This is a genomic window from Shewanella scandinavica, from assembly GCF_031932065.1.
Taxonomy (GTDB): Bacteria; Pseudomonadota; Gammaproteobacteria; order Enterobacterales; family Shewanellaceae; genus Shewanella; species Shewanella baltica.
In genome coordinates, this window is the sequence record NZ_JAUOES010000005.1 from 80,646 (window position 1) to 104,819 (window position 24,174).

At 46.8% G+C, this 24,174-nt stretch carries 16 protein-coding genes; 2 read left to right on the top strand and 14 right to left on the bottom strand.

The genetic code is table 11. The features are described 5' to 3' along the window. Positions 1-174 precede the first annotated feature (174 nt). The 4 genes from Q4Q50_RS05490 to Q4Q50_RS05505 all read right to left on the bottom strand — a co-directional run bounded on the left by Q4Q50_RS05490 (position 175) and on the right by Q4Q50_RS05505 (position 7,513). Positions 175-1,338: an SDR family oxidoreductase gene (locus Q4Q50_RS05490; protein WP_311898734.1), complete on the bottom strand. Its 1,164-nt coding sequence runs from the start codon at positions 1,336-1,338 to the stop codon at positions 175-177. A gap of 6 nt (positions 1,339-1,344) precedes the next feature. Next, positions 1,345-2,109, bottom strand: a complete 765-nt coding sequence (locus tag Q4Q50_RS05495; protein WP_311898735.1) for a phosphatase — start codon at positions 2,107-2,109, stop codon at positions 1,345-1,347. A gap of 50 nt (positions 2,110-2,159) precedes the next feature. Then, on the bottom strand, positions 2,160-5,381 hold the full coding sequence (locus Q4Q50_RS05500) for a DEAD/DEAH box helicase (protein WP_311898737.1): 3,222 nt from the start codon (positions 5,379-5,381) through the stop codon (positions 2,160-2,162). A 287-nt stretch (positions 5,382-5,668) separates the two neighbouring features. Further along, positions 5,669-7,513 carry a DUF885 domain-containing protein gene (locus Q4Q50_RS05505; protein ID WP_311898739.1) on the bottom strand — a complete coding sequence of 615 codons (1,845 nt, stop codon included), beginning with the start codon at positions 7,511-7,513 and terminating at the stop codon, positions 5,669-5,671. A 570-nt stretch (positions 7,514-8,083) separates the two neighbouring features. Between Q4Q50_RS05505 and cspE the strand changes: the two genes are divergently transcribed. Beyond that, complete coding sequence (cspE, locus tag Q4Q50_RS05510) at positions 8,084-8,293, top strand: transcription antiterminator/RNA stability regulator CspE (protein ID WP_006080998.1); 210 nt, start codon at positions 8,084-8,086, stop codon at positions 8,291-8,293. Positions 8,294-8,401: 108 nt separating this feature from the next. Here cspE and Q4Q50_RS05515 read toward each other — a convergent pair whose 3' ends face one another. After that, positions 8,402-10,348, bottom strand: coding sequence for a monovalent cation:proton antiporter family protein (locus Q4Q50_RS05515; RefSeq protein WP_311898741.1), 1,947 nt, complete (start codon positions 10,346-10,348; stop codon positions 8,402-8,404). Between the two features lie 171 nt (positions 10,349-10,519). Between Q4Q50_RS05515 and dgcS the strand changes: the two genes are divergently transcribed. Then, complete coding sequence (gene dgcS / locus Q4Q50_RS05520; protein WP_006080996.1) at positions 10,520-11,410, top strand: diguanylate cyclase DgcS; 891 nt, start codon at positions 10,520-10,522, stop codon at positions 11,408-11,410. Between the two features lie 281 nt (positions 11,411-11,691). Here dgcS and tilS read toward each other — a convergent pair whose 3' ends face one another. The 9 genes from tilS to bamA form a co-directional block, all read right to left on the bottom strand. Next, positions 11,692-13,122 carry a tRNA lysidine(34) synthetase TilS gene (gene tilS / locus Q4Q50_RS05525; protein ID WP_311898743.1) on the bottom strand — a complete coding sequence of 477 codons (1,431 nt, stop codon included), beginning with the start codon at positions 13,120-13,122 and terminating at the stop codon, positions 11,692-11,694. Between the two features lie 41 nt (positions 13,123-13,163). Beyond that, positions 13,164-16,637 (bottom strand): DNA polymerase III subunit alpha, encoded by a 3,474-nt coding sequence (gene dnaE, locus Q4Q50_RS05530; RefSeq protein ID WP_220592478.1) that lies wholly within the window; start codon positions 16,635-16,637, stop codon positions 13,164-13,166. A 164-nt stretch (positions 16,638-16,801) separates the two neighbouring features. Next, positions 16,802-17,434, bottom strand: a complete 633-nt coding sequence (rnhB, locus tag Q4Q50_RS05535) for a ribonuclease HII (protein ID WP_220775779.1) — start codon at positions 17,432-17,434, stop codon at positions 16,802-16,804. Beyond that, positions 17,434-18,612, bottom strand: a complete 1,179-nt coding sequence (gene lpxB / locus Q4Q50_RS05540) for a lipid-A-disaccharide synthase (RefSeq protein WP_311898746.1) — start codon at positions 18,610-18,612, stop codon at positions 17,434-17,436. Before lpxB ends, rnhB begins: the two co-directional genes overlap by 1 nt. Before the next feature lie 220 nt (positions 18,613-18,832). After that, positions 18,833-19,603 carry an acyl-ACP--UDP-N-acetylglucosamine O-acyltransferase gene (gene lpxA / locus Q4Q50_RS05545; RefSeq protein WP_126492384.1) on the bottom strand — a complete coding sequence of 257 codons (771 nt, stop codon included), beginning with the start codon at positions 19,601-19,603 and terminating at the stop codon, positions 18,833-18,835. Then, complete coding sequence (gene fabZ / locus Q4Q50_RS05550) at positions 19,600-20,064, bottom strand: 3-hydroxyacyl-ACP dehydratase FabZ (protein ID WP_106650029.1); 465 nt, start codon at positions 20,062-20,064, stop codon at positions 19,600-19,602. The genes lpxA and fabZ overlap by 4 nt, the downstream gene beginning before the upstream one ends. Before the next feature lie 31 nt (positions 20,065-20,095). Then, on the bottom strand, positions 20,096-21,121 hold the full coding sequence (gene lpxD, locus Q4Q50_RS05555; RefSeq protein WP_311898749.1) for a UDP-3-O-(3-hydroxymyristoyl)glucosamine N-acyltransferase: 1,026 nt from the start codon (positions 21,119-21,121) through the stop codon (positions 20,096-20,098). A 3-nt stretch (positions 21,122-21,124) separates the two neighbouring features. Beyond that, positions 21,125-21,622: an OmpH/Skp family outer membrane protein gene (locus tag Q4Q50_RS05560; RefSeq protein ID WP_011846353.1), complete on the bottom strand. Its 498-nt coding sequence runs from the start codon at positions 21,620-21,622 to the stop codon at positions 21,125-21,127. A gap of 64 nt (positions 21,623-21,686) precedes the next feature. Next, positions 21,687-24,170, bottom strand: coding sequence for an outer membrane protein assembly factor BamA (gene bamA / locus Q4Q50_RS05565; protein WP_311898750.1), 2,484 nt, complete (start codon positions 24,168-24,170; stop codon positions 21,687-21,689). Positions 24,171-24,174 lie beyond the last annotated feature (4 nt).

Consider the following 24,174-nt stretch of genomic DNA (forward strand, 5'->3'; position numbering starts at 1 on the left):
CAGCTGCATTCGTATTCACAGCCCATGTTTTCATACGGATAGTCTAAAGCCGTCGCTTAAATCTGATTATTGGCGGGCTTATTGTTTTCGACAGCGTTAATCACTTAGATGACGTAAACGCTTAAAGCGTGATTAAAGCAGCCTAAAGCAAAATGTGAGTCACGCTCATTATCGTCAAGATAACTGCCCCAACATGCAATTCAGTTGCTGACGCCAATCTTGCCACTCCACGTTATCAGGTATCGACTGTGTGTTATTGGTCACCAAAGTGGAGCGTAATTTACCACTGTTCAACACACTATAACTCGGCCTTTTTGCCAAACTCACGCCGCGGTTTAGTGCCTGCTTAGCATAATCCGCACTGGTAATCGGCTGGATAACCACAGGTAGACTTATCAGATTGAGCGCTAGGGCTTGTCGCTGGATTTCACTGGCAAATTCATACCAACTGCACTGGCCTTGAGCGCTGTAATGAAATACGCCCGAGCGCTGCTGCATGACTAATTGCCAAATCACCTTAGCGAGTGCATCACTCCAAGTCGGGCAGCCGATTTGATCGGCTATCACCTGCAAACTTGACTGAGTACGCATCAAGTTCAGCATGGTGTTGACAAAATTATGCCCATCTTGACCGTAAAGCCATGAGGTGCGCACAATCGTTGCGCAATCACCCAAGACCGCCACTACCCTCTGCTCACCAAGCAACTTACTCGTACCGTAAGCAGACAACGGCTCGGGAGCATCGAGTTCAGCAAATGGCCTTGGTAAATGGTTTGGATTTGAATTTGGAGCTAAGTCAGGGTTTTGATGTTGTTCAACGCCACTTTCTCTAGCATCGCAAACAACACGTTCAGCAGCATGAGCAATCTCGCAAACAGCTTGACCACCAAACACATAATCGCTCGACACATGCAGCAAGCGGGCGCCCGACAACAAACATTGCTGCGCCAATAACTCAGGGCCGAGTGCATTCACCCGATGCGCTTCGATTGCGTCATGCTCAGCAGCGTCTACCGCATTATAGGCCGCGCAATTGATCACCCAGCTTGGTCGATATTGATCAAACACTGCTGCAATATTGGCGGCATCGGTAATATCTAACTGACTGCGACTTAACTCATACAGCTTCAGCGGTGCGCCTGTGTTTGCACTTATGTTTGTGTTTGTGTTTGCGTTGCTATTTAAGGCTAGCTCGCCAATATCGGCAGCGACTCTCAGCAAAGCCTGTGCGAGCTGACTCTTCGCGCCAGTGATTAACACGACTTGCGGGATGTTAGCTTCTGTAGTGCTCGCCTCAGCGCATTGAGTTGGTGTCACTTTAATTGCCACTATTTTCATCACGGATCAACAGCATGGCTCATCGTCGCTAAATAAGGGGATCAAATCGGCGACGGTTTCATGACCACGTGCGGCTAAAAAGGCCAAGAGTGCAGAAGGACTGCGATTGAGTAATCGTGATGGCGGATAAGCCACTTCATCGATGATCGCTTGCGCCCGCGCAAAACCGCCCAAACTAAAAGCCACATGGGAATCAGAGCCCATAACTAAAATAGTGCCAAATTCCTTGGCCGCTTTAGCAATCGCAGTGCAATTGGCTTCGCTGCCCTTACGGGACACTTCAAAGGAGGAATTGTTAATTTCGAGCGCTACACTGTATTCGGCAGCGGCGCGGGCAACGGCTTCAATATCAATCGGATAGGCTGGGTTTCCCGGATGGGTAATGATGTCGACCTTGCCACTCTTAATCGCATTAATCATAGCCTCTGTGTGGGTTGCCTTATCAGATGGCGGATAAACCGGCTCATGAAATCCCGCAAGCACAATATCCAGCTGCTTTAGATAATCGCCAAAGAAATCAATCTCGCCGTCGATATTTTTAATATTGGCTTCGATACCGCGCAAAATCCCGACGCCATCGACCATACGTGGCAGCACTCTTAAATTCACAAAGTGCCAAAAATGCGGCGCATCCGCCATCGCAGGCCCATGATCTGTATTCGCAAATAGGCGGATACCCTTTTGTTTTGCGACGGCAATATAGTCATGAATCGTGCTATAAGCATGGCTCGAAGCCACAGTATGGGTATGAGTGTCGACTTGGTACTGCATGGTTCACCTCAGTCAAATGATTCAATCAATTTAGATAAACTGGCCACGATTTAGCTAAAAAGCGATAACAATTCATCGGCGCTTCCTTGCCATGTGCCCTTACCTTTACCTTCGAGAATACTGTCCGCCAGGCTTTGCTTATGCTGCTGCATTTCTTGGATTTTTTCTTCTACAGTCCCTTCGGCAATCAGCTTATACACAAACACTGGCTTATCTTGGCCGATACGATGGGCTCTGTCCGTAGCCTGTTTTTCCGCCGCTGGATTCCACCAAGGATCATAATGGATCACAGTATCGGCCGCGGTGAGATTGAGCCCAGTACCGCCCGCTTTTAAGCTAATTAAGAACACAGGCGTATCGCCCTCTTGGAACTTATCTATCTGGGCTTGACGCAGGCGAGTTTGCCCTGTGAGCTTACTGTAATCGAGCCCCAAGTCCACCAGCTCAGCTTCAATCAGGCTAAGCATGCTAGTGAACTGGCTGAAGATCAATATCTTACGTCCCTCTTGCACCATCTCGGGCAAGTTCTGTTTTAGCCAGTCTAACTTAGCATTACTCTTCACTTTTTGCGCTTGTTCTAACTTTACCAAGCGCGGATCGCAGCAGGCTTGGCGTAGCTTAAGTAAAGCATCGAGAAACTCAATATGACTGCTGCCAACGCCTTGAGTGGCAAATAAATCCCGCAGTTTTTTCTCCATCACCAGTCGAATACTCTCGTAGAGATTTCGCTGATCTTTTTCTAACTCTAAGCTCTGGGAGATTTCGGTTTTAGGGGGTAATTCACCGACCACTTCATCTTTGGTTCGGCGCAGCACAAAAGGCGCAATCCGCTGGCTCAAGATTTGCGCTTGATCCCTATCGCCATAACGTTCAATTTTGTGCCTAAAGGATTTATTAAAGAAAGCATTCGTGCCGAGTAAGCCGGGCAAACAAAAATCCATCAAAGACTTAAGTTCGCCTAAGTGATTTTCAAGCGGCGTACCCGACAGACACAATCTAAACGGCGCTTTAAGATCTTTAATCACTTGAGTCACTTTCGCCTGCGCATTTTTAATCTGCTGCGCTTCATCGAGCACGATATGTTCAAACACCTGCTGTTGATAATAGTCACTGTCGCGCACAATCAGCGGATAGGTCGTCACCACAATATCAAACTCACCTAAGCGTTCGAGCAAAGGCTTACGCAAGGCGCCATGAATGACGACAAGCTTTAACGAAGGCGCAAATTTCGCGGCTTCTTTCGCCCAATTACCCACCAAGCTCGTTGGGCAAATAATGAGGCTCGGTGCATGGTTCGCCCCTGCGGGTTTTAACGCTTGCTGCTTAAGTAAAAAAGCCAAGGTTTGAATGGTTTTACCCAGTCCCATATCGTCGGCCAAAATACCGCCAAGCTGATATTCCTTTAAAAAACAGAGCCAATTTAAGCCTTGCTGTTGATACTGGCGTAACTCAGCATGTAAGTTGTCTGGGACTGCGACCTCTAACACACCGTTAAAATTTTCAAGCTTAGTTGCTAAACTGCGTACCCGTTCACCATTAAGCAGACGAATATCGCTGTCGGCAAAATCATTTAATAGGTGGGCACGGTATTTAGGCAAAGACACGCTATTGCCTTTATGGCTGTCGAACAGTTCTAAAATTATGCTGATCAGCGGCTTAATCACGCTGGCTTTGACTTTTAACCAATCGCCATTCGGGCTGGGTAGCAGTAATTCTGCATCGTCTGCCGGTTCACCATACTGCTTAAGCCAAGTGGCAATTAACGGCAGCATAGGCACCATTTGGCCATCGATATCGGCATTCAGTGACAGGGAGAACCAACCCTCTTGGGCATCATCCAGTTCAATCGCCAGCGGGGTATCAATCACATTCAAACTGAAATGGTCGGCAAAATGCACTTGGTAGCCTAAGGCCTCTAGCGCCGGGATTTCCTGTTGAATAAAGTGCAACCAAGCATCAATGGTTTCTGGCAGTGACCCTAAACCCCAAATGCTAACATAGCTGCCACTGTTAGGGATAAAAGAAGGCGCCAGCTCCACCAGTTCCAATGCCATTAAACGATTAATCGCATCCATTTCCGCATCGAGTTGACGCGCGACTTGATAGGTTTTGCCTTGATGGGTAACTAAGGACAAGGGCTCGTCGGGATATTGGCCGCCAAGTACCACGTCTTGATAGACAAACTCCAGCAGCACCAGTGGCTGCGCCATAGCAAACTCAGGTAAATCCTGCGAGGTTAAGGTCAACCTGACTTGCAGCGGCGCTTGCAGCTCGACAAAATCAATCGAAGCGGGCGTAGGTACGGTTTTTGCCGAAAAATGCTTAATCAGTTTGTGACTCACCATTTCAATCTGCGAGCTAGGCACTGGCGGCATCTGGCTGAGTAACAACAGTTTTTCAACGCTGATCTCTGTCTCTAATGCGCCTATCTTAAAATAATCTAAATCGATATAAGTCGGCGGCTCGCAGGGGATCAGCTCCCAATTGTCCTTATTGGGCAGCGTTAACTGCATCTGCTTATGCTCGGCATCCTTATCCAGCCAAATAAATTCAGGCTTTAACGGTTCACCTCGGGTGAGCGCTAAACGGCTCTCTTCCCAAAAACACCGCCCAGTGACGAGCATTTTTTCCAGCGCCATGGCACCTAACTGAGCTTTAAGATACAGACGCGAGGCACCGTGGCGGCGAGTCGACATAATAAGATTGATGATGAGCACGTCTTCGGCGCCAATCCAAGCGGGCATATAGTATTGCACATCGGATAACGCGATTTTCGAGCCTTTGTTATAGCCGCCCTTCTTCGCCAGCTTGCCTTTTCTTAGTTCAAGGAAAACGCCGTTATCATCTTTGGATAACACGTACAGCACGCGATCGTCATAAAGTAAATCGACATTTGAAACCGTGAGATCATCACTTTCGTCTAGCAGATGTAACCACTGGGCAATACGTTGATCTTCAACGGTTCTATCACTCAGTAAACTGTAAAGCACGGCGGCAATATGCTTGCAATGCCCAGTGGCGGGGCATGAACAGAAGCCATTCATGATCAACTTATGGTTAACACTCACGAGGCGAATATCTTGCCGATAGGGCTGGGATTCCGTCCCCATGACGCGACCTTCAATATGACGAAAATCAGCATTCGCTTTGGCGCTCAAGACCCGTCCCTTCATCACATAATCACGGGCGCGCATTAAGGTTGGCGGCGTGAATAATGACTCAATAGTGGTGCGAGTCAATTGGATAGGTTCTTGGGGGGACAAGCGATTCATGTAAAAACCTTGAAACTAAAAATATCGATACCTAACAATAGCAAGCCATTGCCGAGCGACATTTATCAATGAGTTGTGTGGGATTGTATTGAAAGCCTTGGCCGAAAGCCAGAATGATAGCCTCTATCGATAAACCCACCCTGCCTGCAAGATTAAGAGAACACACTTACTCGCAGACAGGATATGGATTTAAACTCGCATAAAGCCATTGATAAATCAGGTGTTAGCCTTGCATTAATCACTAAGCGTTAACGGTTACAACCAAGGGCTAAACTTTTGCTTTAGCTTTAGCTTTTTGCTTTAGCTTCAGTACTTTTTGTATCAGCAATGTAGCGATCGACCAATGTTTCTAAGATATCCAAGGGCACAGCGCCATTTTTCAGCACCACATCATGGAAGTCTCTGAGATCAAACTTATCCCCTAGGGCAGACTTGGCTTTTTCGCGCAGTTCGAGAATTTTCATCATGCCGACTTTATAGGCCGTCGCTTGGCCTGGCATAACGATATAACGCTCAATCTCTGCCGTGACATCACGATCGGACATGCCAGTATTTTTCTTCATATAGTCGATCGCTTGCTCGCGAGTCCAACGGCTATGGTGAATGCCCGTATCTACCACTAAACGCACAGCACGGAACAATTCAGCCTGCAGACGACCGATATTATCAAAGGGATCCTTTTGAAAACCAAGTTCCCACGCCAAACGTTCGCTATATAAAGCCCAACCTTCAATGTACGCCGTAAAAGGCGCCATCTTACGAATAAGTGGCATACCCTCTAACTCCATCGCCACTGCGATTTGGAAATGATGCCCAGGGATCCCCTCGTGATAGGCTAAAGTGCGCATACCGTATTTAGGCGTTGCCTTGATGTCATATAAATTGGCATAGAAACGCCCCGGACGACTGCCGTCAATCGCGGGCTGCTGATAATAGGCACCCGGTGCTGTTTTCTCTTTAAATTCAGGGATTCGTACTACTTCCATGCCCGCTTCGGGTCGAATACGGAAGGCATCACCGAGTCCCGCATTCACTTCATCAAGAATATGCTGATAATCAACCAGAATTTGCGCCCTACCCGCATCGCTATCTTCGTAGTAAAACTTAGGATCGGCGGCTAATGCTTCAATCGCGACCGAGAAACCTTGGCTCACATCGTAACCTTCAGCGGCTAAGATAGTCATGATCTCGCTCTGAATGCGATCCACCTCTGCCAGCCCTTTGGCATGGATTTCGTCAGCAGTGTAATTAGTGGTCGTAAAGAACTTCAGCAATTGCTCATAGGCAAGGTCGCCATTTGGCAGCGCCCAATAACCATCATCCGTCCCCGCTTTGGCTTGTAACTGGGTAAAGTAGTCGATAAATAATTGATACGCTGGATGCACGTAACCTTTAATGTCCGCTTCGGCGGCGGCCAATAACCGTGCTTGCTCATCGGCACTGATATCCGTGTCAGCTAATTTGGTTTTGAATGAACTGTATAGGATATTGTCTTGAATCGGCGTCGCGACAAAATCATTCATCTCGGTCAGTACCCGCTCAATCACAAACTTAGGTGGAATAATCCCTTTAGCTTCACGGATTTTTAAGCCTTCGAGAGTTTGCGCAAACTTAAGTTTCACCTTTTGTAAACGCGACAGATAGTTTTCAGCATCGCCAACAGAATGGACTTGGTGCTGCGCCTGCATAAAGCTGGGATACCCGTTTTGCACACCAAACAACTGATTCAGCGGATAGTTATGGTAACGATACGGCTCAGAGACCAATGCGAAATCGGCAAGATATAAGGCAATATCCTTGGAGATACGTTGATTTTCATCTAAATCCGCATCGGAATAGCTCAATAAGGTTTCACGCAGATCTCGCACTTGCGCGAAAGTCTTATCCATCGCCTCTGGACTATCATCATCCAACTCGGCGTTATGGCCTGTAATTCCTACCGATTCTAAGAAGCCCAATGAGGTCAAGGTTTCAGGGCTTTCGAAAGCCATCTTGACCACACTTCTGTCTAGAAACGCGCGAAAGAAAAACGGCTTTTTCGCAAACCATTCATGGGCGGCCAGCGCCACGAATAACAGCACTAAGACTAAGCTACCGAGTCCAATCCGTTTTAGTAGTGTTTTCAACATCATTCTCCCTTCTTATTATATTGGTCTACAGTTTTCGCACTGAATCTAAATCTAAAGCTCAAGCACGCTGTTATTTTGCTGACGAGAATATCACCAACACAAATAAGCAACAATTTAATAACGTAACTAAGCGTGACTGAATCCTGTCTCTGGCATTCAGGTCGCCTTTCAACATCCACAGACACCTAATAGGCAAACTGTCACTAAGTCGCGACAAACAGACAAAATATTTTTTACGCTCGATAACTTTCAAACTAGCTTCGTATCCATTTGAATATAAACAGTTATAAAGAATAGCTTTCCAAAAATCTTTCCATAATTCTCTCTATAGATGAAAGGTATTTCAAAATAAAGCTATACAAACCCCTAGAGTGTGTTAATCTGCACTCCGGCCTGTGATTCAGACCTATTTATAAGCAATATTATGTATTTGAAAACCTTCGCTACGCCTGTAATATTTTTTGCTGTCATGAAGCTTTCCACTCATAACTTATCATCAATGTAAATAATTCTATTTCTGGCTAACATCCCGCATAATTGCGAATTATTTGTTTGAAAATTTTGGAGACATTCATGTCTAAAACTACTGGTGTAGTTAAATGGTTTAACGAAGATAAAGGTTTTGGTTTTATTTCTCCTGACAATGGTGGCGCTGACGCATTCGTTCATTTCCGCGCAATCGTTTCAGAAGGCTTTAAAACTCTTGCTGAAGGTCAAAAGGTTTCTTTTGATATCGAACAAGGCCAAAAAGGTCCTCAAGCTGCGAACGTAGTTATTCTGTAATTAGACTTTGTCTAATTTAAGTTAACAAGTTCCAGACAAAAATGCCGACATTATGTCGGCATTTTTATATCTGCGTTTTCATCCATCACTCACGCTGACCATTAACCTTTAGCCGTGCAGCAGTTTAGCTTCCGCTTTCTCAAGTCTTCGTGGTTTACCCACTATCAGTAAGATATCCCCTGCACGAAAAACCCAGTCCTGCTCAGGATGTTCCACTTCGGCGCCACTGCGACGAATCGCCCTTAACTCAACTCTTAAGGTTTCCCACATAATATCGGCAACGGTTTTACCAATCGCATCTGCGCCACGCGGTAACGCCACCGCATGCAATGACTCTAAGGTGAAGTCGGTTTCTGTACCGGAAAAAAAACCATGTAAAAATTGATAATGATTGCGCCGCTCTGACTCTAAACGTTTTAAAATCCGCGCTAATGGCACACCGCATTGATGCAATACCTGTGACACTAGCATCAAACTACCTTCTAAAGATTCTGGGATCACTTGATTGGCACCCGCTTTTTTCAGCAAGTCTAGATCACTGTCGTCTTTAGTTCTGACTAAAATTTTAGCTTCTGGCGCCAATAACTTACATAAGGGTAGGACTTCTTCTAAACTGCGCGATTCACAAAAAGTGATGACGATCATCTTGGCCTGCTTAACGCCTATTTGTTTTAACATCGCCCGTTTACACACATCCCCGAAGTAAATAGGTTCGCCGGCACGACGCGCCTCAGAGACACGAGTCGGATCGAGATCCATGACCAGATAAGGTACAGCTTCAGTTTTCAAAAAACGGGCGATAGTCTGCCCGACTCGGCCGTAACCAAAAATCATCACCAGATCATGCTCATCCATCAAGAGTGGCACAGCTTCATCCACATGTTTTGCCTGCCTTATTCCTAACACCCACTTAGCAATATCCACACTATGGCGAACTAACCACGGGGCTATCGTCATGGAAAGTACGGCGACCATGACTAACATGGTACTGATTTCATTGTCTAAAAGTTGATAGTTAACCGCTAAAGCCAACACCACAAAACTAAATTCGCCCACTTGGGCTAGGCTCATGGCGGTGCTCATCGCAATCCGAAAGGGTTCACCAACCAATCTTAAGATCCCATGAATGATCAGCGCCTTACCTATTACAACGGCCACTAAGATCAACAATATCTGCCACCAGAAACGCATCACTAAGGTAAAGTCCAGCATCATGCCGATGGAGATGAAAAACAGCCCCATCAATAGATCGCGAAACGGCCGGATATCCGCCTCAAGTTGGCGACGGTACTGGCTTTCTCCTAGTAGCATACCCGCCATAAATGCCCCCAATGCCATAGATAACCCCAACCATTGGGTAAATGCGCCTGTCACTAAGGCCACCACCAGTGTTGATAACACGAAGAGTTCGTTAGAGCGGGAGCGGGCAACTTCGTCAAAAATCCGCGGCAGTGCCCATTTGCCAAAAGCCATCAAGAGGAAAAAGGCCAAAATACCTTTGAGTAAGGCAAAGGCGATATCCGCAAGCATCAAAGGTTCGCCGCCATTGGCCAATAATGGCAATAGGATCAACAGCGGCACAACCGCTAAATCTTGGAATAATAAGACACTGACGGATAGCTCACCATGACGACGACGCAACCATCCTTGCTCATTGAGTAATTTAAGGACTATGGCAGTGGATGATAAGGCAATGGCAGCTCCGATAACCAAGGCTTCTACCCAATTAAGACCACACAACAGGGCCACGCCCATAGTCAACAGGGTCGTTATTACCATCTGTGCACTGCCTAAGCCAAATACGGTACGGCGCATGGCCCACAGCCGCGGCACAGAGAACTCTAAGCCTAAGGTAAACATCAGTAGCACTACCCCAAGTTCAGCGACAGATTGCATTTGATGCTGGGTAAACCAATGAAAACCGCTCGGTCCACTCACTACACCAGTGAGTAAATAAGCCAGAATTGCGGGTAAGCCCAAACGGCGCAGCACAGCAATAGCCACAATGGCAATCACTAGCATAAGTAGTACTTGGATTAAGAAGCTATGTTCCATTGGGGCTATGACTCCTGTCAAAATGCTGACGTGTCAAAAAAAACTAACGCTGAGTTTTAAGCTTAACTGAATGACTAACAAAGACAAATTTTATTAACAAATATAACGGCACGGTATTTGCTTAGACTAGGTAAGAGATGTATCGCACTAACATTTGCTGGAGTGATGATTATGGACTTTGGCCTAGCGACCGAGCTATATCCCGACGAATATCGCTATCAAACAGAACATTATAGTCCCAATGATAATCCATTGGACTTGGTACAAGTGATCCAACAACTGCACGCCAGTTTAGATCCAAGGACAGTCTTTGCCTGCTATGGCAAAGTGCTGGGACAACACTTGCCGATCCAAGGTGTGCGCTTAAGTTATGGCGAACATAAATTAAGCTGGGGCAAACGTTATGGTATCAGCGTCAAACGACAGCTGATATGTGCTGGTATGCCGCTGACGATTCAGTACCAGTTATTGACGCCACTGACGCCATCGCAAACCTCGAACCTGAAAGAGATTGAGCCGCTGTTATTGCAACCGTTATTAAATGCGATGCAATACCAAGAAATGTCGATGCAAGCCATGTTTGACTCGCTCACAGGTTTAGGTAATCGCCATTACTACAGTCAAAGTCTCAGCAATGCGACCGCCAGAGCCCATAGAAAACAAGGCTCTGTCGCACTCATAGTGCTCGATTTAGATAACTTTAAACAGCTAAATGATAAATTCGGCCATAAGTGCGGTGATTATATTCTGAAGGAATTTGGCGACATCATTCGTGCGACCATACGTAATACGGATCAAGCATTCCGGATTGGTGGTGACGAATTCGTTATTATTGTCCAAGGTAATATTCATGCGGCAGGCTTGTTGTGCGAACGGATTGTGTCGGCCATCAATCAGCACAGTAGTTTCACTCAGTTTGGAGTGAGCTGTAGTCTAGGTGCGGCAGAATCACACGATACCATTGAAGCCGAACAACTTTATGAACTTGCCGATAAGGCACTATATCAAGCCAAAGCAGCCGGGCGTAACTGCTATAAACTCAGCCAAAATCAATTAGTTTAGACACGCAGGGATGCCAAATGAAATGCGATAACTCACTCGCAGCGCGTAATCGGTGAAGGTTCAAAACTAAAGGAAGGTTAATATCTCAATGTAGATCTCAAGGAAGATTCGAATCAAACTGACGTGCTGCGACCTACTCTTTCTTACTTTGCTGCTTTCCTACTTAAAAAGAATAACGCCGCAACGACTCACAAAAACTCCAGCGACAACTCCCAACCCAAACCCCTTGCTTCGCCAACAGGCACTTGAACAAGCTCTTGAAAAAAAGCTTAAACAAGCACTTAAACAGAAGTTTGAGAGACCTGCAAACCTAGTCCATTCGACTCAAGAATAAAGCTTTTTTCAACCCACAGCCCAATCGCCATCACCAGTTGCTCGTTATAGAACACGAAACCGATCTTTTCACGTACCCAAGGCGGAACGGCAAACTCTTGCCACAGTTTCTTTAATTCTCGGCCCTTGCCACGGGAATGGGGATGACAGCGACATTGACCCGCAAGTTGATAACGCACGCTAACCACTTCATCTGGCCGAGGAAAGCGAGCTCTAGCCCCTTGCTTTGTCACTATCAGCCTAATCTGCTCACCATTTGCTAAGCCCGCTGGCGACACGACTAATTCGGCACTATCTCCCTGTAATAAAGAAATAAAGTCATGCTGTGTCAACGTCCAACTCACAGGCTGAGTGTGACGTTTGTGAGTTTGATACTTAAATAAATACACTTGATTAGCAAAGCGGCGGATTTCACACTCACCGACACGAATATGCACTTTGGCATCATCTTTCGCGGTTAACAGCTGAGTGATGATCTGATTAAGCAGCACCTTTGAGGGCAAGGCAAAACCTTGTGATTCGATAAATCCCCGCAAGAGTAACGCTTGCCAGTCGGCTGACTGCTCGGCAAAACCCTCGAGTTTAAATACACTTTGAGTATGGTAAGGCGCTTGGGTTAACCATAAAGGTAAACGTTCACTCACCTGTAAATCCAGCGTTGCCTGTTGCTCGGCGCACAATGCCGCGCTACGACTCGCGGTTGCAGCGATACTCGGCCAACGCGCTTTTAAACGGGGAATGATTTCTAAACGTAAAAAATTACGATCGAACTTATCGTCTTGATTACTTTCATCTTCGATATGCACTAAGCCTTGCTGTTTTGCGTAGGCTTCAATTTGCTCACGGCTGATATCCAATAACGGCCGCAGTTGTCTGCCATGTGCTAATGCTTGCACTTGTCCCATGGCCGCCAGCCCTTTAGGCCCCTGACCCCGCTTGAGTGCCAGTAAGATAGTCTCAAGCTGATCGTCTTCATGGTGAGCCGTCAGCAACACATCATTGGCACTTAAATGCCGCTCAATCGCCAGATAACGCGCTTTGCGCGCTTCGGCTTCAAGGCTCAATCTTGGCCCACGATTAACCGTGACTCGCTCAACCGTCACGGGCAGATCGTAATACAGGCCCCGCTCAAGGCAATGCAGTGCCCAAGCCTCAGCGTTATCGCTTAGGCCATGGTGTACATACACTAGCTGATAATTAAACTCCGGATGTTGCCGTGCAAACTGGCTTAAACCAAAGGCCAAGACTTCGGAATCAACTCCGCCACTGTAAGCCAGCACTAACTTGCTGTCAGGCGCTAAGGATTGCGCTGCCAAAAAATCACAGATATGCGCGCTGAGATCGCCAGCAGTCAACGCTTCGTCACGCTTAGCCGACATAAGTTAACTTCATCTGTTTACACCTAAGACATTCGCCAACATTAGAATAAAATTCTCACCTTGTTTGGCCCGAGGAGCGATTCGAGCGAGAGCATCAAGTCATCGGTCGGATTCACTCGCCAAGCATCGGCTAACCTAAACTGACCTTTGGCTTGAGCTTGAGTGTAATTGATCACCACAGGCACAGCACCGTTACGCCACGGGCTTAGGGCTTGCTCGAAAGTGTCTAACGCCGATGGTGTTAACTCGCTGCCATCCATATCAATTTCCAGCGCTTTGGCAAAGTGGCTGCGCGCCTCACTGATATCTATAATGTTACGCGCCGTCATACGGTTACCGCCGGCAAAATCATCATAACTCACCTCACCTTCACAAATGAGGATGCGGTCTTTCTCCAGCAGATGATTAAACTTTTCAAAGGCTTCGGTAAACAACATGATTTCAAGACGCGCGCTCTTATCATCAAGCGTCAACAGGCCCATTTTCGAGCCGCGCTTAGTCAACATCACGCGTGTTGCCACCACTAATCCCGCAGCCTTAGCGGTTTTACCGCGCTCGGTCGGATGCACATCTTTCAAACGGCCAGAAGTGTAATGCTTAAGCTCTTTTAAATATTGATTGATCGGATGACCGGTCAAATACAAGCCTAAGGTTTCACGCTCGCCTTCGAGCCAAATTTTATCCGGCCAAGGGGTACATTCAACAAACTGCTGCTTACTATCTTCGGGTTCACTGTTGAGCAAACCAAACATATCGTGTTGACCAATCGCCTCAGCTTTAGCGTGTTGATCGGCGGCGCGAATCGCTTCGGGCAAGGTTGCCATCATAGACGCACGATGTGGTCCAAGAGTATCGAGTGCCCCCGCGCAGATAAGCTTTTCAATCACGCGCTTATTGAGCTTTTTCAAATCGATACGGGCGCAAAAATCGAATAGATCCACGAAGGGGCCATCCTTACGCGCCTCTAAAATCGATTCAACTGGGCCTTCACCCACACCTTTAATGGCACCAATGCCATAAACAATGCGCAGATCATCATCAACGGTAAATTTGAACAAGCCTTTGTTCACATCCGGAGGAATGAGCGGTAGCCCCATACGCTCACATTCATCGACCAAGGTCACAATTTTATCTGTGTTGTCCATATCAGCCGACATTACCGCCGCCATAAACTGCGCAGGATAATGGGTTTTTAGCCATAAGGTCTGATAAGACACCAACGCATAGGCGGCTGAGTGAGATTTGTTAAAACCGTAGCCGGCGAACTTTTCCACTAAGTCGAAGATCTTCATCGACAAATCGCCGTCGACGCCGTTATTGATTGCGCCTTCTTTAAAAATGCTGCGCTGCTTGGCCATCTCTTCGGGCTTTTTCTTACCCATAGCACGGCGGAGCATATCGGCGCCACCAAGGGTGTAACCCGACAGCACCTGTGCAATCTGCATCACTTGCTCTTGATACAGAATAATGCCGTAGGTTGGCGATAACAGTTCTTTTAGTGATTCATGCTGGTACTGAGAATCGGGATAAGATACTTCCTCGCGCCCATGCTTACGCTCGATAAAGTTATCTACCATGCCCGATTGCAACGGACCGGGTCGGAACAATGCCACCAGTGCGATCATGTCTTCAAAACAGTCGGGCTGCAGACGCTTAATCAAATCCTTCATACCACGGGATTCCAGCTGGAATACTGCTGTGGTTTCATACTTTTGCAACAGGCGGAACGACGCAGGATCCGTTAACGGAATCGCTTCAATACGCACAGGCGGACGACCGTTTTTGACTTCGACCTTATTCACCATCTCCAGTGCCCAGTCGATGATAGTCAAAGTACGTAAACCCAAAAAGTCGAATTTAACCAGACCTGCAGTTTCGACGTCGTTTTTATCGAATTGGGTTACTGGGTTTTTACCTTCAGCGTCGCAATAGAGCGGCGCAAAATCGGTAATTTTTGTCGGTGCAATCACCACACCACCCGCGTGCTTACCGGCGTTACGGGTCACACCTTCTAGCTTACGGCACATGTCGATCAGATCTTTGACGTCTTCATCGGCATCATAGGATTCTTGCAGTGCAGGCTCAACCTCAAACGCTTTCGCCAGCGTCATGCCTGGTTCTGGTGGAATGAGTTTAGAAATTCGGTCAACAAAACCATAGGGATGACCCAGCACACGGCCAACGTCACGGATAACCGCTTTCGCCGCCATAGTACCGAAGGTGATGATTTGCGATACCGCTTCACGGCCGTACAATTCGGCCACGTGATCAATAACCTCATCACGTCTATCCATACAAAAGTCGACGTCAAAGTCGGGCATGGAAACCCGCTCTGGATTGAGGAATCGCTCGAATAGCAGATCAAATTCCAATGGGTCTAAATCGGTAATCTTAAGCGCATAGGCCACGAGTGAACCCGCGCCCGAGCCACGACCAGGCCCTACTGGAATACCGTTATCTTTACCCCATTGGATGAACTCCATTACGATCAAGAAGTAACCAGGGAAACCCATCTGGTTGATCACTTTAAGTTCAATGTCGAGGCGCTCATCGTATTCGCCGCGTTTCTCGGCGCGCACTTCAGGATCGGGGAACAAAAACTCGAGCCGCTCTTCAAGACCCTTCTTCGAACAATCGACCAGAAAGTCTTCGATGGACATATCGCCCGTCGGGAAGTTGGGCAGGAAATATTCGTATAAACGGATCGTTACATTACAGCGTTTAGCGATTTCGACACTGTTCGCCAACGCCGCAGGAATGTCGGCGAATAGTTCACACATTTCCTCTTCGCTACGCAAATACTGCTGTTCACTGTATTTTTTAGGTCGGCGAGGATCGGCAAGGGTAAAGCCATCGTGGATAGCGACGCGAATTTCATGGGCATCGAAATCTTCAGGTTTAAGGAACACCACCTGATTGGTGGCGACCACGGGAATCCCTTTCTCCTGCGCTAAGGCCACAGCCATGTGCAGATAGCGCTCTTCGTCTGGGCGTCCAGTGCGGATAAGTTCAAGAAAATAGCGATCGGCGAAATGGGTTTGATAAAACTCACATAAAGATTCGACTTGTGTGCCATTGCCCTTGAGCAGCGCCTTACCCAGATCGCCTTCTTTGGCGCCTGATAACAACAAAATGCCTTCGTTATAGGTGAGTAACCACTCTTGGTCTATCACTACACGGCCGGCCACTTGGCCACGCAAATAGGCTTGACTGATAATTTGGGTCAGATTCTGATAACCGACATTGTTCATCGCAATGATGGTCAAGGCGCATAATTCGCCTTCAAATCCAGGCACTTGCATCCAAAAATCGGCGCCGATTATCGGCTTGATCCCCGCACCATGGCAACCACTGTAAAACTTCACCAAACCACAAAAGTTGTTTTGATCAGTCAGGGCGACAGCCGCCATTCCCTGCGCTTCCACCTGCGCCAAAATCGGCTTAACCTTGGCCACGCCATCGGTCATAGAGAAGTCACTGTGGACACGAAGATGCACAAAACGAGGATCGGACATAATTAGGATTATCTTTGAATAGCAGGTTAACAATAACTAGAAAGCAGCCTAACAAAGTCACGCAGCCAGAGCCAGTGACTTTGCAGGATAACGGCAACTATATACCCAAACAACCTCAAGATACCTATTTCGGCTTGTTTGGATCAAATGCTAAAAATCAGCGCTCACAGTCCCAGTAATGCTTTGACGGGTTTGAAACTTTTACGATATTGGTCAAATACCCCATGTTCGGCGATGGCCTCAAAATGTGCCTTTGTTGGATAGCCTTTATGCTGAGCAAAACCATATTGCGGATAAGCAGCATCGAGCACATCCATCTCACGATCCCGCGTCACTTTGGCGATAATCGATGCGGCACTAATACTGGCAATTAAACCATCACCTTTAATGATGCTGTGACTGGTAAGCGAGACGCCATTATGGGCAATAAAGATGGGGCTACGATTACCATCCACAAGCACAAGCTCAGGGGCAATATTAAGCCCAGCAACCGCGCGCTGCATCGCCAACATAGTGGCGTGCAGAATATTCAGCTCATCGATTTCAGCAGGACTGGCGCGGCCAACGTGATAACACAAAGCTTTATCACAAATCTCATCGAACAGAGTTTCGCGGCGCTTCTCAGTGAGTTTTTTCGAATCATTCAGGCCACTGATGGGCTTGCTCGGATCCAAAATCACTGCGGCAGTGACGACGTCGCCGACTAAGGGGCCACGGCCGACTTCATCCACTCCGGCAATCAACCCCGTCGAAAAGGCCAGCAAATCGGCTTCAGTTAAACTTTTATAGGTTGCCACTAATTAGCCTCCGGTAATTTAGCCTGAGTGTGTTTAGGCTCAACCAGCGCCATTACCGCTTCTGCAGCTTTTAAGCTCGCATCACGACGTAATACTTGGTGTAGTGCTTCAAACTCAGCTTTAAGCGGCGCAAAATCGCGATTGAGCTCAAGGGTCACGGCCGCCGCAATTTTCTCTGGGGTGCAATCTTCTTGGATAAGTTCTGGGACGAGATCTTTTCCAGCAAGCAAATTCGGTAACGAGAAACGCTCGACCTGCATCATGCGCTTAGCAATGCGATAGGTTATCGGGCTCACACGATAAGCCACCACCATAGGACGCTTGACCAACATGGCTTCTAACGTCGCAGTGCCAGAGGCCAATAAAATGCCATCGGCCGCTGCCATCACTTCACGGGACTGGCCTTCAATCATGTGGATTTCAAGATCAGGCGCAAAATCCTTCAGTGCTTGCTCAAATTGGTCACGGCGTTTTTGATTCACCAGCGGGGTCACAAAACGTATATCAGGGAAGTTCTGTTTAATCAGTAAAGCCGCCTTAACAAAAGGCTCAGCCAGTTGCTTTAGCTCTCCACCACGGGAACCGGGCAGAATCGCTAAGTATTCAGCATCGGCATCTAATCCAAGCAAGGCACGGGCTGCAGCTTTATCACTTTGGAAAGGAATATCGTCAGCCAAAGTATGACCCACAAAGGTACAAGGCACCTGATGCTGATCGTAAAACGCTTTCTCAAAGGGCAACAGCGATAGCACCATATGAGTAGCCTTGGCGATTTTGAATATCCGTTTTGGGCGCCACGCCCACACAGACGGACTCACATAATGGACCGTCTTAATGCCGCGCGCTTTGAGTTTAAGCTCAAGACCAATATTAAAGTCCGGTGCATCAATGCCAATAAAACAATCGGGCTTAAGCGCGGTAATCTCTTTAATCAGGGAGGCACGTACTGTTAATAAACGAGGCAAACGGGATAGCACTTCAACAATTCCCATCACGGCGAGTTCTTCCATCGCAAACAGGGATTTAAAGCCAAGGGCTTCCATGCGGGGACCACCGATACCGACAAAATGCGCATCGGGATGAGTCTTTTGCAGCGCCGCCATTAAACCTGCGCCTAAAATATCGCCCGAGAGTTCTCCGGCAACCATGGCAAACACTAATGGAGTTTTATTGCTCATAAACCAATCATGTCTCATGAATGAATGACATTGGATGACGGGGCGAACAACAGCTAAAACGCATCATGCCAAGCCATACTGCTGTAAATTAATGATTAAGCTCATTGATGGTTGAATACACAAGGACATTGCTAACGACAACGTCTAACCACCCAATAGGCTTAAGCCAATAATACAAAAGGGCATAAAAATGCCCTTTTGTTGTCGTGTGGTCATCAAGTTAGCGAATAATGCCGCGATTCGATGACTTTACAAATTCAAGGAACAATTTCACTTGCTCATCGCTCTGCGCATCTTCAGCCAACGCTTCAATCGCTTCTTCAACTGTCAAGCTGCTGCGATATAAGGTTTTATAAGCACGGCGCACTGCCAATTGGCTTTCTTTAGAAAAACCACGACGTTTCATGCCTTCGCTGTTTAAACCGCGTGGAATCGTCGGTTGACCCGCCGCCATCACAAAGGGAGGTACATCCTGCAGCACTAAAGAACAACCTGCAGTAAACGCATGGGCACCGATATGCACAAACTGGTGAACACCTGTCATGCCGCCTAAAATCGCCCAATCACCCACATGTACGTGACCCGCGATAGAAGCGTTATTGGCCATGATCACATTGTCGCCGACCACACAGTCATGGGCGATATGCACATAGTTCATAAACAGGTTGTTCGACCCAATACGCGTCTCACTGTTATCTTGGACTGTACCGCGGTGGATAGTCACGTTTTCACGGATGACGTTATTGTCACCAATGATCAGTCGTGTGGGTTCGCCAGCGTACTTTTTGTCTTGGCACTCTTCACCTACTGAGGCGAATTGAAAAATACGATTACCTTTGCCAATAATCGTTGGGCCTTTGACCACCACATGGGAACTCAACCAACAATCATCACCAATTTCAACGCCTGCACCGATATAAGTCCAAGGGCCAATGGTGACGTTATTGCCAATTTTTGCATCGGGATGCACAAACGCTAATGTATCTATCACTGACTAATCTCTCTGCGGGCACACATGATTTCAGCGGAACAAACCACTTCACCATCCACTTTGGCCTCACCGTAGAAGACGCCAATCCCGCGGCGCTCTTTAATCATTTTGACATCAAAATGGATTTGATCTCCTGGCTCAACCACACGTCTAAAACGCGCATTGTCGATACCAGCAAAGTAATACAACACCCCTGGAGGTGGCACATCACTGCTCATGGTTTTGAAGGCTAACAGGCCAGTTGCCTGCGCCATGGCTTCTAAAATAAGCACGCCTGGCATCACAGGCTGAACCGGGAAATGTCCCTGAAAAAATGGCTCATTTATTGAAACGTTTTTGATCGCCTGCAGACTAACACCAGGAGTGTAATCAAGCACACGATCGATCAATAGGAATGGATATCTATGGGGTAGATATTTAAGTATTTCTTTAATATCCATAGTGTTCATTTGATTAGACACGAACCGAGTTCCTCAAATTGCCTTGGAGCAATTAATCTGGTGTTTTTAAATTTTTTTCCAACGTTTTAACACGCTGGAACAGTTCATCTAACTGACGAAAACGAACTGTATTTTTACGCCAAAGTTTATTGTCCATTGCCACTGTGGCAGAAGAGTATAAACCGGGCTCACGCATATTAGTGGTAATATTGGTAGCACCAGACACATGCACACCATCGGCAATGCTCAAATGACCTGCGATGGCACAACTACCGCCAATAATGCAATATTTACCAATAGTGACACTGCCAGCGATAGTCGTACTGCCAGCGATTGCGGTATTTTCACCGATAATATCGTTATGGGCAATTTGTACTTGGTTATCGATAATCACCCCATCGTGGATCTCGGTATGGCCTAATGCACCCCGATCTACCGTTGAATTCGCACCTATCTCAACCCGATCGCCGATACGAACGCCGCCCGTTTGTGGGATTTTAATCCACTGACCGCGTTCATTGGCATAACCAAAACCATCGGAGCCTAATACAGCGCCCGAATGGATAATACAATCTTGTCCTAAATGCACATCGTGATAGACGGTAACATTAGCCCACAAACGCGTTTTTGAGCCAATAACCACATCTTGTCCGAGCACTACACCGGCACCTATCTGGACATTTTCACCCAAAATGACGTTCGCACCAATAACCGCATTCGCCCCAATCGCAACACCTTCACCTATATGGGCAGAAGCGTCAATTTGAGCCGAAGGATGGATACCCACCGCCGCTTTAGGCGTAGTGTCCAAATACTGGGCAACACGGGCAAAACCGACATAAGGATCTTTTACAATTAACGCAGTACCTTGATAATCCTGCGCATCTTTAGCTGACAATAACACCGCGCTCGCTTGAGTCTCCTCAAGCTGAGAGCGATATTTACTGTTGGCTAAAAAAGAGATTTGACCTGCTTTGGCATGTTCCAAGGTCGCCACACTATCAATAATTAGCGTTTCGTCGCCTTGGATATCACCGTCTAATAACAGGCCTAGCTCTTTTAAAGTCACACTATTCATCTATTACTTGCCTTTGCTTAAGGCTTCAACCACTTTGCCACTGATGTCAGCGTTAGGCTTAACATAAATGACTGCACCACGTTGTAATACCAAATCATATTGGTCTTTTTCAGCGATAGTGTTGATGGCTTTCTGCACTTTAACTAACAGTTTATTTTGCTCTTCACCTTGGCGACGACGTAAGTCTTCATCCAATGCTTTGCCTTTTAACTGATATTCAGATTTTAGCGATTCCATTTTACGAACCAGTTCCGTTTTTTGTGCATCGTTCATTAACGCACCGTCACGTTGCTGCTTCTCCATTAGAGAGCGCATTTCTTCTTGCATTTTTTGGACATCAGCCATGCGATCGCCAAACTCTTTCTTCAGAGATTGAGAGATCTGTTCACGTTGTGGTAGCTGTTCGAACACAGCGCCCATATCCACTACGGCAATTTTCTCAGCATGTGCCATTAACGGCGCGCCTAACAAAACTAACGTCATCAGCGCGCGATTTACCATCTTGTTCAAAATAAACTCCTTGTTACCTTGTTATAGTCAGCAAAACTTGCCGAGTGTATGCCTTTTAAAAAGTTTTGCCAATATTGAAAGAGAAGATCTCTGTTTGGTCGCCTTCGTATTCTTTAATCGGCCACGCTAAGCTAAACACCATAGGACCCATAGGTGATAACCACTGCACACTTAAGCCCCAAGAGGCGCGTAAACGTGCTGGATCACTGTAATCCTGTAACTTAGCAAACTCGTCTGCTGGCAAGCTATTTTTATAATAATCGTAATCAAACTCAGTATCCCAGACGTTACCCGCATCAACGAAGAAACTTGTACGCACTGAGTTTGTGTAAGCCTCATCCAAGAATGGTGTTGGGACAATCAACTCCATGCTCGCTGTCGCAAGGGCGTTACCACCGATTGAGCGACCAGAACTCACTTGAATACTATCAGGATCCGGCTGAGGGAAATTGCAGCCGTCACCGGATGGATCGAAGCAAGGTTCGCTGCCACTATACATATAGAAGGAGCGAGGACCGACTGAGTTTGACTTAAAGCCACGTAGCGAGCTACTACCACCTGAGTAATAGTTTTCCCAGAAAGGCAGAATTTGGTCGTTATCATTAAACTGACCATAACCGTTACCATAACCTAATCGACCACGGGCCAAAAACACAAAGCTCTGACTACGGTTTATAGGGAAATAGAAGTTAGTGTCAAAGTCTGTCTTAAAGTACTGTAAATCAGACCCTGGCGAGGTCATTTTACCGTTTAAACGTTGAGACGAACCGTCTGTTGGGAAAGTCCCACGGTTCAAGGTGCTACGAGACCAACCCAAACTCAGTTCAAAGTTATCGAAACTTAGGTCCGCATTTGGATCGTTATCACGGTAGATGTTATAGAAACGACGCGCTTGCTCATAGGCAGAAATCTCAGAAATCGTGTTATGACGATAACCGATACCACCGTTGATACGGTTGTATTCGTTAATTGGGAAACCCGAGTTCAACGCCACACCGTAAGAACTGTTTTTATAACGTTCTAAGTTAGCTTCATTGGCGTCAAACTCGCTCCAATAAATACTACCGCCTAAACTGACATGGTCTTTAGTCCAATACGGATCGGTATAGGATAAGTTAACGTTCTTAGAGTACTTGTTGGTGCTCAAACTCACGCCAGCCTGATTACCAGTGCCTAAAAAGTTATTTTGCTGCACACCAAACTGCAAGCTCAAACCTGATTCAGTACCATAACCGACACCGGCGTTGAATGAGCCCGACGGCTGCTCTTTCACTTTAACCGCGACATCGACTAAATCATCAGTGCCAGGCACTTGAATGGTTTCAGTGTCAACGGTTTCAAAAAATCCAAGACGGTTAAGGTTAGCTTTTGAAAGCTCTACTTGCGCAGAGTTTAACCAAGCCCCTTCCATCTGACGCAGTTCACGGCGCATCACTTCATCTTTGGTCACTGTGTTACCAGTGAAGTTAATCGAACGCACGTAAACACGTTTACCCGGTTTAACATTGATGTTTAAGGTGACTTCTTTGGTCTTATCATCAATTTCTGGGTACGTTTTCACTTCTGGGTAGGCATAACCGAAGCGGCCTAAATATTTGCTGTACATTTCTTCGGTGAAAGTCACATCGCCGCCGTTGTACATATCACCCGCTTTGATTGGCAGAATTGATTTCATCAACTCTTCACGGCCCATCAAATCACCCGTCAGGTTTACTTCTTTAACTTTATACTTCTCACCTTCATCTACGTTGATGGTGATATATAAACCTTTACGGTCAGGCGTCATCGCCACTTGAGTCGAGGTGACTTCAAAGCGGATATAACCTTTATTGTGATAATAGGTTTTGATGGTCTCGAGATCGGCCTGCAGCTTTTGCTTCTGATAACGGCGTTCGCCAAACAGATCCCACCAAGCCACATAATCTTTAAGTTCCAGCATGCCAATCAACTCAGCATCGGTGAACTCATGATTACCGACCACGTTAATTTGGCGGATTTCGGCCGCTAAACCTTCGGTGAACTTAAATTTCAGCTCAACCCGGTTACGGGGCAAGTTGATCACTTGAGCTTCCACTTTAGCGCCGTATTTACCCACGCCGTAGTAGAAATCCTGCAGACCCTTTTCAATACCGGTCAACATAGTGCGATCGAGCGACTCACCGACTTTAACGCCAGAACCGTCCAGACTTTCCTGTAACTGTTCGTCTTTAATGTCTTTGTTGCCATCAAATGTCACGGCACTGATGGTAGGACGTTCAGTGACTTTCACCACTAATACGCCGCCATCTCGGCTCACGGAGACATTTTCAAAGTTAGTCGATGCATACAAGCTTTTAATGGCTTGTTGAATTCTTAACTGGTCAACAGTGTCACCTACTTTTACTGGTAAGCTTAACAGGGCAGCACCGAGTGCAACTCGCTGCAAACCTTCAACTTGGATGTCGGTCACTTCAAACGGTTGGAAAGTATCAGCCAACACAGTCCCTGAAAACGACGCACCGACGAATAACATCGAGGCAAAAAGTTTATTCAATCTCATAGAG

What these genes read in the sequence shown, in the direction of transcription:
- Q4Q50_RS05490 (WP_311898734.1), bottom strand. Translation starts at nt 1,338, where the DNA reads ATGAAAATAGTGGCAATTAAAGTGACACCAACTCAATGCGCTGAGGCG.
- Q4Q50_RS05495 (WP_311898735.1), bottom strand. Translation starts at nt 2,109, where the DNA reads ATGCAGTACCAAGTCGACACTCATACCCATACTGTGGCTTCGAGCCAT.
- Q4Q50_RS05500 (WP_311898737.1), bottom strand. Translation starts at nt 5,381, where the DNA reads ATGAATCGCTTGTCCCCCCAAGAACCTATCCAATTGACTCGCACCACT.
- Q4Q50_RS05505 (WP_311898739.1), bottom strand. Translation starts at nt 7,513, where the DNA reads ATGATGTTGAAAACACTACTAAAACGGATTGGACTCGGTAGCTTAGTC.
- cspE (WP_006080998.1), top strand. Translation starts at nt 8,084, where the DNA reads ATGTCTAAAACTACTGGTGTAGTTAAATGGTTTAACGAAGATAAAGGT.
- Q4Q50_RS05515 (WP_311898741.1), bottom strand. Translation starts at nt 10,348, where the DNA reads ATGGAACATAGCTTCTTAATCCAAGTACTACTTATGCTAGTGATTGCC.
- dgcS (WP_006080996.1), top strand. Translation starts at nt 10,520, where the DNA reads ATGGACTTTGGCCTAGCGACCGAGCTATATCCCGACGAATATCGCTAT.
- tilS (WP_311898743.1), bottom strand. Translation starts at nt 13,122, where the DNA reads ATGTCGGCTAAGCGTGACGAAGCGTTGACTGCTGGCGATCTCAGCGCG.
- dnaE (WP_220592478.1), bottom strand. Translation starts at nt 16,637, where the DNA reads ATGTCCGATCCTCGTTTTGTGCATCTTCGTGTCCACAGTGACTTCTCT.
- lpxB (WP_311898746.1), bottom strand. Translation starts at nt 18,612, where the DNA reads ATGAGCAATAAAACTCCATTAGTGTTTGCCATGGTTGCCGGAGAACTC.
- lpxD (WP_311898749.1), bottom strand. Translation starts at nt 21,121, where the DNA reads ATGAATAGTGTGACTTTAAAAGAGCTAGGCCTGTTATTAGACGGTGAT.
- Q4Q50_RS05560 (WP_011846353.1), bottom strand. Translation starts at nt 21,622, where the DNA reads ATGGTAAATCGCGCGCTGATGACGTTAGTTTTGTTAGGCGCGCCGTTA.
- bamA (WP_311898750.1), bottom strand. Translation starts at nt 24,170, where the DNA reads ATGAGATTGAATAAACTTTTTGCCTCGATGTTATTCGTCGGTGCGTCG.